The organism is Mucilaginibacter mallensis, from assembly GCF_900105165.1.
Taxonomy (GTDB): Bacteria; Bacteroidota; Bacteroidia; order Sphingobacteriales; family Sphingobacteriaceae; genus Mucilaginibacter; species Mucilaginibacter mallensis.
In genome coordinates, this window is record NZ_LT629740.1 from 1,054,445 (window position 1) to 1,067,304 (window position 12,860).

Genomic DNA, 12,860 nt, shown 5'->3' on the forward strand with positions numbered 1-12,860 from the left:
AAAGTGAAACCTTTTTAATCTGATTTAATAATATGTTAACGGATTGGGGATTAAAATCTTATTCCGCCGGCAACTATTCCGCCTGTTTATGACATAATAGTTGCACAAATCAGGATGAGTAAGGTAGGTTTTGTGTTTGATGTATGTGTTTTACTATTGTTAAATTATTATTGCCAGTGATTTAAAAATCATGATACAGATCGCGGAAAGTGCTTCTTAAACCAAAAGTAAGCATGGTTGTTTTTGCTGAGCCAAGGTTATTCTTTTGATCACGGAAAAGCGCACCGGCTTCAATACGCAAGTTATATTTAGGGTTAATGAGGTATGATACCAAACCTTCGCCATAATACAATTTTGTAGACAGGCCTTGCCCGGTGCTGCCGGTTTGCACAACAGCAGGGAATGCCAGTGTTACATCATTGCCGTAATTTATGCCGTTAGCGCCAAGTCCGTATGAGGCATAATTCACCTGCCCCTGGAAATCAAACTTACCTATGGAGTAGCTTAATATGCCTATCAGCTCCTTGAAATTTGAACCCAGCGGATCGCCCAAAGACTGGCCGTAATCAGTATAATTACTAATAACCTGTGGAGATGAGTAGGTATAAGGTTTAACGGTATTAAACTCAAACAGGTAATTAAAGTTAGTAACCTTAAACAGGTCGGCACCGCGGATACCTATTTGGTAACCACCAGTGTTCTTTGGCGCATCCGTTTCATTAAAGCGATCAAGCAGTAATTGAGCATATACAGCGGTTTTGTCAAATATTTTGTACTTGCTTGTAAAACCCATCAGTACATTGTCGCTATACGGTGTTTTAGGGCCAAGGGAGCTTGCAAATACCAGCGGGTTTATATAATTAACATCAAACCCATGTCTTTCACCCTTATCGTTTGCTTCTGCGGCTATAAGCGCGTTAAAGAAACCTAATGAGAAACGGTTGGTTACGCTCCAGTCTAAATAATGAAACATGGCCCATTTACGGCGGTTATTACCAAAGTCGTCATATTTAGGAGCATAAAGATCTTCCATATTGGTCCACATCATCATATACTGCACATGCCCAACAGTGGCAGTAGCGCGTAATAACGGATAAGTTGCCGCATTGTCAGATAATAATAATGATCGATAGCCATCACCAATAAAAGTTTTATCCTGTCCCAATGTAATGTTCAATTCTTTTATTGGTGTATATGAAATTATCGCGGTAACGTATGACCAATCGTCAGTTGTTTTAGTAGAATAATCCCTGTCATATGCCTCCCCTGGTATAAAACCTATTTTATTAATATAGTTTTGATAATAAGTAGCAAACCGGCCCTGGTCCTCATAACCGCTGGTATAAAAAGAGAATTTGTTACCAATAGTACCGCCCAGCTGGTAACCACGGGTGTTAAGATAGGTAGTTATCTTATCAGTAAAGTCACGGCCTAGTTGCAGGTCGGGAAGATAATCGGCATAAAAAGTATATTCTTTTGTTCGTTCATCAAAAAGATGTTCATTAAATAATTTTCTGTATACCCAGCTTTTGTGCGTGCTGTCAACCCCCAAATTCATGAGTGTATTGTACCTTTTATTTAAAATACTATCAATAATATAAGGTTTAAGCGCGCTATGGAATGAATTGTTAACGCTATATACTTCAGCATTGAATTTTTGGTCGAACTGATAAGAGTAGGGCAGGTATGTTGCTTGCGACCGGCTTACCTGAGTAGTAAATAGAATAATACCTGTAAGCAATAACAATTTGCGGAAATATGTGGTGTATAGTTTTTGCATGCGCAATAAGAGTAATTTTTTAAAGATAAATATTCAGATACAATTAATACAAAGGTGTGGATTAAATTAATATCCCGGGAGCAAAAATATACTTAACAATTGGTATTTAAATTAAGAAGTGATTAGAAATGCATGATAAATTGATATGCATATAAAAAAAATGTGATATTTGGCACTTATTATAGAGCGCTAAAAGTTAAATTCTGTTAAATGCAATGTTAGCAAAATTGTTTTTTTTAAATAAACCTATAAAAATTCTGATATTTACCCCTGCTTTAAAATTCTTATTAATTATACATGCAATACAAAAGAATCAATAACCTTTTAGGCTGGCTTTGCTTTGTTATAGCCTCAATTACTTATATTTTAACATTAGAGCCATCCGTAAGTTTTTGGGATTGCGGCGAATTTATATCATGTGCCTACCGTTTACAGGTTGCCCACCAACCGGGCTATCCATTGTTTGCCATGCTGGGTAAGATATTCTCCCTGCTTTCAATGGGCGATAACACTAAAGTGCCTTTCTTCACCAATATGGGTTCGGGCCTGGCGAGCGGGGCAACTATTATGTTCCTGTTTTGGTCAATAACTGCGCTGGCTAAAAAAATGCTGCTCGATAAAGATGAAGAAACAGATCAGCCACGTATCTTATTAATAATGGGTGCAGGTTTAGTAGGTGCCCTGGCATTTACTTATACTGATACCTTTTGGTTCTCGGCTGTTGAAACCATCGTTTTTGCATGGTCATCATTATGTACCGCTTTAGTTTTCTGGGCTATATTAAAATGGGATGCCCGCGCTGATGAGCCTGGCGCTGATAAATGGATAGTGATGATAGCCTACGTTATCGGCTTATCTATAGGTATACACTTATTGAATTTATTAACCATACCTGCTATAGCGCTGGTTTATTTTTTACGCAGATCAAAAAATATTACTGTTCGCAGCAGTATCGTCGCCTTTTTAATAAGCGTATTTATATTGGTATTTATCCAATACGGCATCAGGCAGTATACTATAAAGTTTGCTGCTTATTTCGATCTGTTCTTTGTTAATCATCTGGGCTTCGGTTTCGGCAGCGGTGCTATTGTATTCTTTATACTGCTATTAATTGTAATAGTTGCAGGTATAGTTTACAGCATACGCAACAAAAAACCAATTTTAAACCTGGCATTTTTGTGTATAGCATTTATTTATTTAGGCTACAGTTCTTTTGCTTATATCCCTATCAGGGCAACAGCTAACACAAATCTGGATAACACCCATCCTGATAACGCATTTACGCTGAATAGTTACCTTAACCGTGATCAATACGGCGAAACGCCGTTGCTTTACGGGCCGTATTATGATGCAAAGCCTATTGATCAAACCCAGGGCGCTAACATCTACCGTAAGGGAAAAACTCAATATGAAATTGCTGGCAAAAAGTTAACAACCATTTACGATCACAATACCATTTTGCCGCGTATATACAGTACTGATGGCCAGGATCCTCAGTTTTATAAAGAGTGGTTGCAGATACCTGACGGAAAAAGCCCTGATATTGTTGACAACTTTAAGTTCATGTTCAGCTGGCAAATGTACCAGATGTACTGGAGATACTTTTTATGGAATTTTGCCGGCCGTTATAACGATATGGACGGGCAATCGAGCATGTTTGGTATTGATGGTAACTGGACAAGCGGTATTTTCGACGGCACAAGGCATCTGCCAAAATCAATTGTTGGCGGCGATAAATCAAATCCTTTGGCCGGCATCACTTACACACCATTATATTTTCTTCCGCTTATAATTGGCTTGCTGGGAATGATATATCACTTTAACCGCCGAAGAAAAGATGCCTTAGTAGTAACATTGCTGTGGTTCTTCACCGGTTTGGCTATTGTAATATATGTTAACCAGCCAACGGTACAGCCGCGTGAGCGTGATTATTCTTACGTAGGCTCATTCTATGCCTTTGCTATCTGGATAGGTTTAGGGGTTATTGCCCTTGCCGAAATACTCCGTAAGTTTTTAACTGCGCAGGTGGCAACTATTGGTGCAACCACTGTTTGTTTGCTTGCGGGCCCTGTATTGCTGGCAAGCAAAGAATGGAAAAATCATGACAGGTCGACTAAAATGACACCGCATGATATGGCTTATAACTATCTGATATCGTGCCCGCCAAATGCTATATTGTTTACGTATGGCGATAATGATACCTACTCGTTATGGTACGACCAGGAAGTGGAGGGCATAAGGCCCGATGTGCGCATTGTGAACCTGAGCTTATTTACCGGTGACTGGTACATTAAGCAAATGACGCATAAGATGAATGAATCGGCACCGCTGCCTATCACTATGCCTTTTGAAAAGTATGAAGATGGTGTACGCGATGTGATCTATTATAACGATGCCAAAATACCTGGCTATGTTGATATAAAGGATGTATTTGATTTTATATCATCAGATGATAAACGCACCATGCTGGAATATCAAAGTGGTGAGAGTGCCAATTACCTGCCAACCAAGAAAATTAAGATGACCATCAACCCTGATGAGATTATTGCTAACGGTGTGGTACCGGCAAGTGAAAGAAACAGGCTTACAGATACCCTTAAATTTACATATACATCAAACTATGTAATGAAAGATAACCTGGCCATGTTTGATATATTGGCGCATAACGGGTGGAAAAGGCCAATATGCTTTACCGTTACTGTTGGGCCTGAAAACCTGATCGGTTTGCAGCCGTACCTATATAAAGAAGGTTTTGTATACCACCTGATACCTTTCAAGCCAGATACCGCTTCACACGATCAGATGGAAAAGGTTAATACTGATGTGATGTATAATAACGTGGTAAACAAGTTTAAATGGGGCAATTTTAAAACTGCCAAGTATCTTGACCACGAATCAACCACTATGTTTTATCCTGTAATGATGACCACTTTCCTTGATCTTACACAAAGTTTGATGCAAGCGGGCAAACTTGATTCAGCACGTAAAGTACTGGCGAAATACGATCAGGAAATGCCGGATATAAATCCGTTTATTGATGTAGTGGCCCGTAAATTTTACCTGGCACAGGCAGCCTATAATCTGCATGATATTGTAATGGGTAATAAGTTTGTAACCGGTATAGATGATTATCTGACCGATCAGCTGGATTATAATTACTACCAATTGCAAAATAATAGTACGGATCTGAGTTTGCGTGATATAAACATAAGCGTTCAGCTAATTGGTGGTATGATGGAATTTACGAAGGATAATCATCAAACGGCGCTATACAATAAACTGTCAGCACAGTTTAAAGACTATCAAGCAAAATTTGCTTCTGTTTTAAGGCAACAACAGCCACAGCAGTAGTTATACAGTTTGCAGTATACGGTGGGCAGTTTGCAGTTATTTAGCTGCATACTGCCCATTTTTGTTTTTGAGGGATTACAATATTTAAAAGCCGTGGCCTGTTGCGATTCCTTCCCCTGGGAAGGGGAGGAAGGGGTTTGTACATTAGCCTTTCAAGTGCAGAAACCCCTCCCTGCCACTTCACATCCAACCGCACCCCTCCCGTGGGGAGGGAATAAAAAAATAAAGTAAAATTGCAACCGCTAACTGCCCACCGGCAAGCTAAAATAAAAAGTAGAGCCTGCATCTTCCTGGCTTTCAACCCAGATCTTTCCCTTGTGGCGTTGTATGATCTCGCTGGCAAGGTAAAGCCCGATGCCAAAGCCTGATATGTTCTTTGCCCGCTCGTTTTCAACCCTGTAAAAACGCTGGAATAGTTTTTCCTGGTCGCGCTGTTTTATGCCGATACCGTAATCAGTTACGGCCACCTGAACACTATCGCCTATTATTTTACAGGTAACTATTATAGGGTACTCTTTTGGTGAATACTTTATAGCATTACCCAGGAAATTGCTGATCACCTGGCCTATTCTTTCCCTGTCGGCGTTAACTGCAATTGCCTCGTTGCTGTTAAAAATAATGGTATGGCTGTTATTCACCAGGTTAGTATCGGCAATTGTTTCGTTTATCAGCTTATTTATATCAAACGGTTGTAGTTTGGCAGATAACTTGCCCGCCTCAAGTCGCGAAAGATCAAGAAAGCTATAGATCAGGTCGGACATTTTATTCACCTGATTCTCCGCTTTAGCCAATGCATTGCTTACAAAGGGATCATCGCTTTTTGATATTTTTTTAGCCAATAACTGTATATAGGTTTTGAGCGATGTAAGTGGTGTTTTAAGCTCATGGCTGGCCATAGCTATAAAATCATTTTTGCGTATTTCATCGCGCTTGCTTTCGGTTATATCCAATACCGTTCCGAGCATGCGTACAGCACGCTTATTTCCATCAAATATAATGGTGCCCTGTGTTTTTATCCAGTGTACCGACCCATCGGGCCATACAATTTTAATCTCGTATAAATGTTCGCCGGTAATTAGCGCCTCTTTAAATGATTTGCGTACAATGTTCTGCATGTCATCGGCACTCATTTGGCTCCTCATGCTGCCTATAGTAAGCACGGTGCCCGGCGGCTGACCAAAAATTTCAACCATCCTTGGCGAGTAGTAAAAGCCATGATGCTGCAGGTCAATATCCCAGGTAGCAAGGCCGGTAACTTCCGTAGCCAGGCGTAACCTGCTTGCGCTTTCCATGGCGTTTTCCTTGGCCTTTACTTCTTCGGTAATATCAGCAATGGTATTTAAAATATAGGCTATTTCGCCGTCATTACCCAAAATAGGAACATTACTGCACGACCAATGATGTAACTCGCGATTCCCGGTATCAGGGTTAAAAACATCGTAACGGTAGCTGGGAATATCAACTATTTTGCCGGTATTTATAACTTTTGTAAAAACATGGCGAGCCGCTTTCTCATCAATCAGCTGAGTTTCAGCATCCGGGAAAACTTCAAAAAATCCTTTGCCTAATATCGCTTCGCGTGTGGTTGATGTTACTCTTAAATAGCTATCGCTTGCGGCAAGTATAGTAAAGCGCGGCAGATCAGTTTTAACCAATATAGAACCGGGCGATTTTTCAAAAATAGTTTGAAAAATATTCCCGGGTAAGGTATAATTAGTATCTACGCTCATTAAGTGAGGTTATATTGTGTTATACGCAGGATTGGTTGTATTATTCTTAAAGGTAAAATTAAATTTTGTTATGGATATTATAAAGGTTAGGTTATTATTTAGCTGATACTAAAATGTAGCATTATGCATCGTGTAACTTATTTGTCTCACCGGGATTAAATATAGCATATTTGGCTTTTGAGATGGTGGCATTTTTATGGATAAATCTGTTACCGAGCTTTATGCCTTTAAGTTCAATACCATGATAAGTTATTTTTGAAATAATACCACCTATAGTAATGGTTAGGGCCAATAGAGTGATGAAACTTAAATAGGGGTTGACCGGTAAAGGGAAATAATCGGCCAGTAAGTATATCACTAAAAAGTGTATCAGGTATAAACTAAAACTTATTTCACCTAAAAAACGGGTTAACCTATTATTGAATATTTTGATATTATGCTGCGCCAGCAAGAATATATTGATGGTGAAGAAAGTCGCTACAATAATGTGCTCGGGCAATATGTTATACGGATCAATGACGGGCATAAAATAGCTTATGATCATTAATAAAAAAGTTGAAACGGCAAATGCAACATAAATGACTACAGCGCTTTTAACGACATATTTTTGTAAAGCATAAAATAAAATTATCCCTAAAAAGAATACTGGGAATTGGTTGGGGAACCAAAAATACAGGAACCAGCTTTCGGGTTTTTGGTAGTTTATGGAAAGCCGTATAAGCATATACCGGATAACCAATTTTAAAACAATAGCCCCAGCTGCTGAAATTAAAAACCAGGCAGTTGCAATCTTTATATTTTTTATTTTGCTGAAGAGAAAAGGCAGACATAAGTAAAAGAGCATTTCCACACCAACCGACCATCCGCCGGGAGGTAAATAATTGATGGCACCCGGTACAAAATCATTAATATAGAATATGTTTGCCAGTACTTTCCATATAACCAATGGTTTACCATCGTTATAATGGGGTATGTAATAGCAGAGTACAGCATAAACAACAGCAGCCAAATAATACATCGGACTGATCCTGAAAAAACGCCGTATGAAGAAGTTGCGGTTTGTATTTTTACCTTCTATGTTTATGCGGTTGCTATAAGAAATATATAGGGTAAAGGCGCTGGCTACAAAAAATAATTGTACACCATATGAGCCTTTAGCACATATATAAGCAAATGTTTCAGGCAAACCTTTTACAGCCGCTCTTGATACATGCAGCAGTATTACCAATAAAATTGCAATGCCCCTTACCGCGTTAATGTAATCAAGTTTAGGTTTGGCCTGCATTTAAATAGTTAGAAAAGGAGAGATCCTTATTTATCAATGGTTATCAGTTGCTTAACTTATACGAAATAAAGATAGGGAGGTTATATGAATTTTATGCCATTTATTTAGATATTGATGACTATGATTTCTTCTTTAAATTATAAAGGCCATATAAAGCTGAGGTAATTATCCGCTTTATATGGCCTTTTGCTTTAATTGTGATGTGTTTTATGAATTCACCATAGCCTTTTGTCGTAATTAATTTTTACGAGATCGTTCATGGCTGATATTTAGTGTTCAATGTGTTGTAATATTCCTATGGTAATAAATGTTGCTTATTGATTAACACTGCCGCGGAAATAATTGTTTTTAAAAGCTTTGCAGATCAGATAGTAAAGAACATGGCTACGGCAGCAATGCCCATCACCCCAAAAGTAGCCCATAACAGTATGTGTGATAGCATGCCACTTTTGTATTCGCCCATAATTTTCTGATTACGCGCAATTTTAGCAATAAGAAATAATAGGGGTACAGCTGCCACTCCATTTAATACAGCTGCATAAACCAGCGCCTTTACCGGGTCGATACCCACAAAATTTATCATCAGGCCTATTAAAGTAGCTATAGTGATAACCCCATAAAAGCCATGTGCCTGCTTTAATTTAAAATTGAGACTGGCGTTCCAGTTAACAGCTTCGGCTACAGCATAGGCAGCAGAACCTGACAACACCGGCACTGCCAGCATCCCCAAGCCAATAATGCCTATAGAGAAAATTAGTTTTGATAAGAAGCCTGCATGCGGAAAAGAGTGTACCAGGGGCTCGAGCGCTTTAGCCGCATCAGCCGATGTGTTAATATCCCTTACACCGCTGTTATGTAAAACGGTAGCGGCAACCAATAAAATGCACCAGGTAGTGATCTCGGAGATGATCATACCGGCATTATTATCCAAACGCATACGTTTTATGCGGTGCCAGCCAACAATAGGCTTGCCGTTTTTGATCCTATTCTTCTCTTTTTCTTCCTCCACCTCCTGTGATGCCTCCCAAAAGAACATATAGGGCGATATAGTAGTGCCCAATACTCCGGTAATAATGAAAAGGAATGCAAAAGTAAACTCAAAATGAGGAACAACAGTAGCTCTTAATACAGTTAACCATGGCTGATGTACTATAAATACAGTAATAGGGTAGGCCAGTAATGCCAGCGCCAGCCATTTCAATATCCTTGAATAAACCTTGTAATTGGTAAATATCTCCAACACCAAAATGGTTGCAGTAAAAAACAGCGTGAGTATAACAAATGGCACAGGTACCAGTAATTGCGCCGCCGATGCCATTGCGCCAATATCGGCGCCTATGTTTATGGTGTTGGCAATAACTACCAGCCCCACCACGGCATATAATACCGGCCGACTATAATTTTCCTTTACCACGGCGGCTATGCCTTTACCTGTCACCAATCCTATGCGTGCACAGGCTTCCTGCACAGCTGTCATAAACGGGAGCATGTATAGGGCTGTCCATAATTGGCCATAGCCAAACTGCGCACCGGTTTGTGAATAAGTGGCAATGCCCGATGGGTCGTCATCAGCAGCGCCGGTAGTTAGGCCCGGGCCCAATAATGTAAAATATCGCCAAATGCGGCTTTTGTTTTTCTTAGGATTGGTTTCAGTATCCATTTTATGGGTATAATCACTAATGTTTAAAGATAAGAGATAATTGAAGAAATTGTGTTAAAGCAATATTAATTTCTATTTGCTACCTGTTTTGCGAGTAGGAACAGCAGCGTAACATTTTACGTTCAATGGGGAAATAATTGGGCCTATCGCCCGTTATAGAAGGGATATTTAAAAACGAATACTCGGCGAACTCCTAAACTACAGAACGTTGAAAGCTGCCTGTAAATTTATTGCTGTGGCCTTAAGCTGGAGTTCGCTTTGTATTCTTTCCTGTGATCACAGATCGGTAATAAAAGATTAGTGACAATCAATCAGCAAAACCAATTATCAGCACCTATTTTAAATCTCATTATTAAATCAGCGATACTAACCTTTCATCACCGATCTCTGACCACTAATTAAACCAGCCTGCCCGTTTTCACGGCCTCCTGCAAATTGCTAACCCTGAATTTGGGCTTATATATTCTATGCGATAAACGCTTTACCCAAGCCGATCTGTAACCAAACAAGGCCTTTATCACTTCCACCCCCGGCGAACCTTTCGGGTAGCCGTACTTATACCAGGTGAATTTCGAGTTATCTACCCTGAATGTTTCTACAAACTCGGCTAAAAACAGCTCCATCTCAATATCAAAAATAGCCAGGTCAAGGTCTATACTGGTATCCAGGTATATGGCACAAGGGTCAACCTGCTGTATCTTATACCTGTTACAGTAATCAACAATAAATTCTTTTAACTGGGGCAGCACCTCTTCCATTTATCAGAATAGTATTTTTGGTTATTTGCCTTATATGACGTTATTCTTTCTAATAAAGTTGCATCTCACCATACTTTTTAACACTTTTTCACATAATTGTATTTGCTATACTTAGCGCGATGTCATTTTTCAAAATCATTATAGCTACTCATAAATAAAACCCGATATTTATAAAACCAAGCCGCCATGTTTGCGGTTTAAATTATCACGGTTAATACCCTGTTACAAATGGCTTTTATTGATTATTACAAAATATTAGGTGTAGATAAAAACGCATCAGAAAAAGATATAAAGGGCGCCTACCGCAAACTTGCGCGTAAGTACCACCCCGACCTTAATCCTAATGATGTTGAAGCTAATAAAAAGTTTCAGCAATTGAATGAGGCCAACGAGGTGCTAAGCAATGCTGAAAACCGCAAGAAATACGATCAGTATGGCGAGAACTGGCAGCATAGCGAAGCTTACGAGCAGGCCCGGCAGCAGCAACAGAACCAGCAGCGAAGCTATGCGGGTGGATCAGGTGGGCGGGGCTATGAGTATGAAGGTTTTGGCAACGATGGCGGTGGCGATGATTTCTCCGAATTTTTCCAGTCGATGTTTGGCGGATCGATGGGCGGCGCACGTAGGGGAGGCGGTCAAGCCAAATACCGCGGGCAGGATTTTAATGCCGAACTGCATTTAACCTTGCAGGAAGTTGTAGAAACCCATAAACAAACACTTACCGTTAACGGTAAAAATATCCGCATAACCATACCTGCCGGTGTGGAGAACGGGCAAACAATTAAAATAAAAGGCCATGGCAGCCCCGGTGTAAACGGCGGACCTACAGGCGATCTATTTATAACATTTTCAGTGGCAAACGATCCGAAATTTAAAAGACAAGGCAACGACCTGTATAATACCATAAAGCTTAACCTGTACACCGCTGTACTAGGCGGCGATATAACGGCCGATACTTTAACAGGCAAAGTAAAGCTCAAGGTAAAACCCGAAACACAGAATGGCACCAAAGTAAAGCTCAAGGGAAAAGGTATGCCGGTTTATAAAAAGGAAGGCGAATTTGGCGATCTGTATCTTACCTATGAAATAGAGCTGCCAACCAACCTTACCAATAGGCAAAAGGAATTGTTTGAGGAGTTAGCCAAATCCTGATATTAAACCTATAAGAAGATGACAAAAGAGCATTTAATAGCAACCAGCGATTTTTGCGTTTACTATAATGTGGAGCGCACCTTTATCACTTCATTACAGGAAGCAGGGCTGGTGCAGATAACCGTGGTAAATGAAACCCCTTATATACCCGAAACTGAACTGCAAAAGCTTGAAAAAATGATTCATCTCCATCATGATCTGGAAATAAACATAGCGGGTATTGAAGCCATCACCCATTTGCTTGATCGCGTTGAGCAGATGCAGATAAATATGCTCAACTTAAAGAACCGGCTGAGGCTTTACGAGGAAGATTAATAATTATTCTATCTTTTCCCGCTTTTAAAGGCCTGCAAAGCCTGTTGTGTAAACTCGGATAGTACCAGTTCGCCACTTATAGCCGCGCGCTCATGGAGTATATTATCCCAGTCTTCGGTGCCTTCCCATAAAATTTGTTTAAGGCCGGTAAGCGCTTCGGGATGGTAGGAAGCCAGTTTTTCAGCAAGGCTGTTAACGGCTTCATCCAGACTGGCAATATCAGCATAAACCTCATTGTATAGCCCTTTTTGCATGGCCCATTGCGCTGTTTGAAAATCAACCGCGCGAATGGTTAATTGTGAAAATGCGGGTAAACCTATCTTGCGTATCACTGCGGGCGATATTACAAACGGGCCAATGCCAATAGCCAGTTCGCTCAATTTTATGGATGCTGCTTCAGTAGCCAGGCAATAATCTGCCCCGGCAGCCAGGCCTACACCGCCGCCTACAGATTTACCCTGTACACGGGCAATAATAATTTTCGGCGATTTTCGGCAGGCATTTATCACCCTTGCAAAGCCCGAGAAAAATATAGCACCTGCTTCCTTATCCTTTATCTGCAACAACTCATCAAAGCTGGCACCTGCGCAAAAGGTACGTTCACCCTCACTTTTCAATATAATAATACGGGTTTGCGCATCATTGCCGGCCTGCTCAATTCTTGTGGTAAGCTCATCAAGTAAAGCCGCAGGTAATGAGTTTTGAGCCGGGTGATAAAAACTAACTGTAGCAATTCCGCTATTATTGATAATTAGGTTTACATTTCCATTGTCGGTTGCAGACATAACTGATATTTTATTTATAGCGTGAAAGTACGCAAAACCAATTT

At 40.1% G+C, this 12,860-nt stretch carries 9 protein-coding genes; 3 read left to right on the forward strand and 6 right to left on the reverse strand.

Annotated elements, in window-relative coordinates; genetic code table 11:
• Positions 1-181 precede the first annotated feature (181 nt).
• A complete protein-coding gene (locus BLU33_RS04340) occupies positions 182-1,780 on the reverse strand; it encodes a gliding motility protein RemB (protein WP_232009392.1) in 1,599 nt (532 codons plus the stop codon).
• Between the two features lie 297 nt (positions 1,781-2,077).
• On the opposite strand from BLU33_RS04340, the gene BLU33_RS04345 reads away from it, so the two are divergent.
• Entirely contained in the window at positions 2,078-5,131 is a 3,054-nt protein-coding gene (locus BLU33_RS04345) for a protein O-mannosyl-transferase family (RefSeq protein ID WP_091369706.1), read from the forward strand.
• 242 nt (positions 5,132-5,373) lie between these two features.
• On the opposite strand, the gene BLU33_RS04350 is transcribed toward BLU33_RS04345, so the two are convergent.
• From BLU33_RS04350 to BLU33_RS04365, 4 genes are all read right to left on the reverse strand, one after another.
• Positions 5,374-6,861 (reverse strand): PAS domain-containing sensor histidine kinase, encoded by a 1,488-nt coding sequence (locus BLU33_RS04350; protein WP_091369708.1) that lies wholly within the window; start codon positions 6,859-6,861, stop codon positions 5,374-5,376.
• A gap of 121 nt (positions 6,862-6,982) precedes the next feature.
• Positions 6,983-8,146 (reverse strand): acyltransferase family protein, encoded by a 1,164-nt coding sequence (locus BLU33_RS04355; RefSeq protein WP_091369709.1) that lies wholly within the window; start codon positions 8,144-8,146, stop codon positions 6,983-6,985.
• Positions 8,147-8,510: 364 nt separating this feature from the next.
• On the reverse strand, positions 8,511-9,806 hold the full coding sequence (locus tag BLU33_RS04360) for an Nramp family divalent metal transporter (RefSeq protein ID WP_091369711.1): 1,296 nt from the start codon (positions 9,804-9,806) through the stop codon (positions 8,511-8,513).
• Positions 9,807-10,204: 398 nt separating this feature from the next.
• Positions 10,205-10,564 (reverse strand): DUF1493 family protein, encoded by a 360-nt coding sequence (locus tag BLU33_RS04365; protein ID WP_091369713.1) that lies wholly within the window; start codon positions 10,562-10,564, stop codon positions 10,205-10,207.
• 228 nt (positions 10,565-10,792) lie between these two features.
• Here BLU33_RS04365 and BLU33_RS04370 point away from each other — a divergent pair, with 228 nt between their 5' ends.
• Both BLU33_RS04370 and BLU33_RS04375 read left to right on the forward strand, forming a co-directional pair.
• On the forward strand, positions 10,793-11,716 hold the full coding sequence (locus tag BLU33_RS04370; RefSeq protein ID WP_091369715.1) for a DnaJ C-terminal domain-containing protein: 924 nt from the start codon (positions 10,793-10,795) through the stop codon (positions 11,714-11,716).
• Positions 11,717-11,734: 18 nt separating this feature from the next.
• The gene (locus tag BLU33_RS04375; protein WP_091369717.1) at positions 11,735-12,031 is read left to right on the forward strand and encodes a chaperone modulator CbpM; all 297 of its coding nucleotides are present in this window, start codon (positions 11,735-11,737) and stop codon (positions 12,029-12,031) included.
• Positions 12,032-12,039: 8 nt separating this feature from the next.
• On the opposite strand, the gene BLU33_RS04380 is transcribed toward BLU33_RS04375, so the two are convergent.
• Positions 12,040-12,816, reverse strand: coding sequence for an enoyl-CoA hydratase/isomerase family protein (locus BLU33_RS04380; RefSeq protein WP_091369718.1), 777 nt, complete (start codon positions 12,814-12,816; stop codon positions 12,040-12,042).
• Positions 12,817-12,860 lie beyond the last annotated feature (44 nt).

Bases quoted from the DNA above. Each gene is read 5' to 3' on its own strand.
- BLU33_RS04340 (WP_232009392.1), bottom strand. From the start codon at position 1,780: ATGCAAAAACTATACACCACATATTTCCGCAAATTGTTATTGCTTACA.
- BLU33_RS04345 (WP_091369706.1), top strand. From the start codon at position 2,078: ATGCAATACAAAAGAATCAATAACCTTTTAGGCTGGCTTTGCTTTGTT.
- BLU33_RS04350 (WP_091369708.1), bottom strand. From the start codon at position 6,861: ATGAGCGTAGATACTAATTATACCTTACCCGGGAATATTTTTCAAACT.
- BLU33_RS04355 (WP_091369709.1), bottom strand. From the start codon at position 8,146: ATGCAGGCCAAACCTAAACTTGATTACATTAACGCGGTAAGGGGCATT.
- BLU33_RS04360 (WP_091369711.1), bottom strand. From the start codon at position 9,806: ATGGATACTGAAACCAATCCTAAGAAAAACAAAAGCCGCATTTGGCGA.
- BLU33_RS04365 (WP_091369713.1), bottom strand. From the start codon at position 10,564: ATGGAAGAGGTGCTGCCCCAGTTAAAAGAATTTATTGTTGATTACTGT.
- BLU33_RS04370 (WP_091369715.1), top strand. From the start codon at position 10,793: ATGGCTTTTATTGATTATTACAAAATATTAGGTGTAGATAAAAACGCA.
- BLU33_RS04375 (WP_091369717.1), top strand. From the start codon at position 11,735: ATGACAAAAGAGCATTTAATAGCAACCAGCGATTTTTGCGTTTACTAT.
- BLU33_RS04380 (WP_091369718.1), bottom strand. From the start codon at position 12,816: ATGTCTGCAACCGACAATGGAAATGTAAACCTAATTATCAATAATAGC.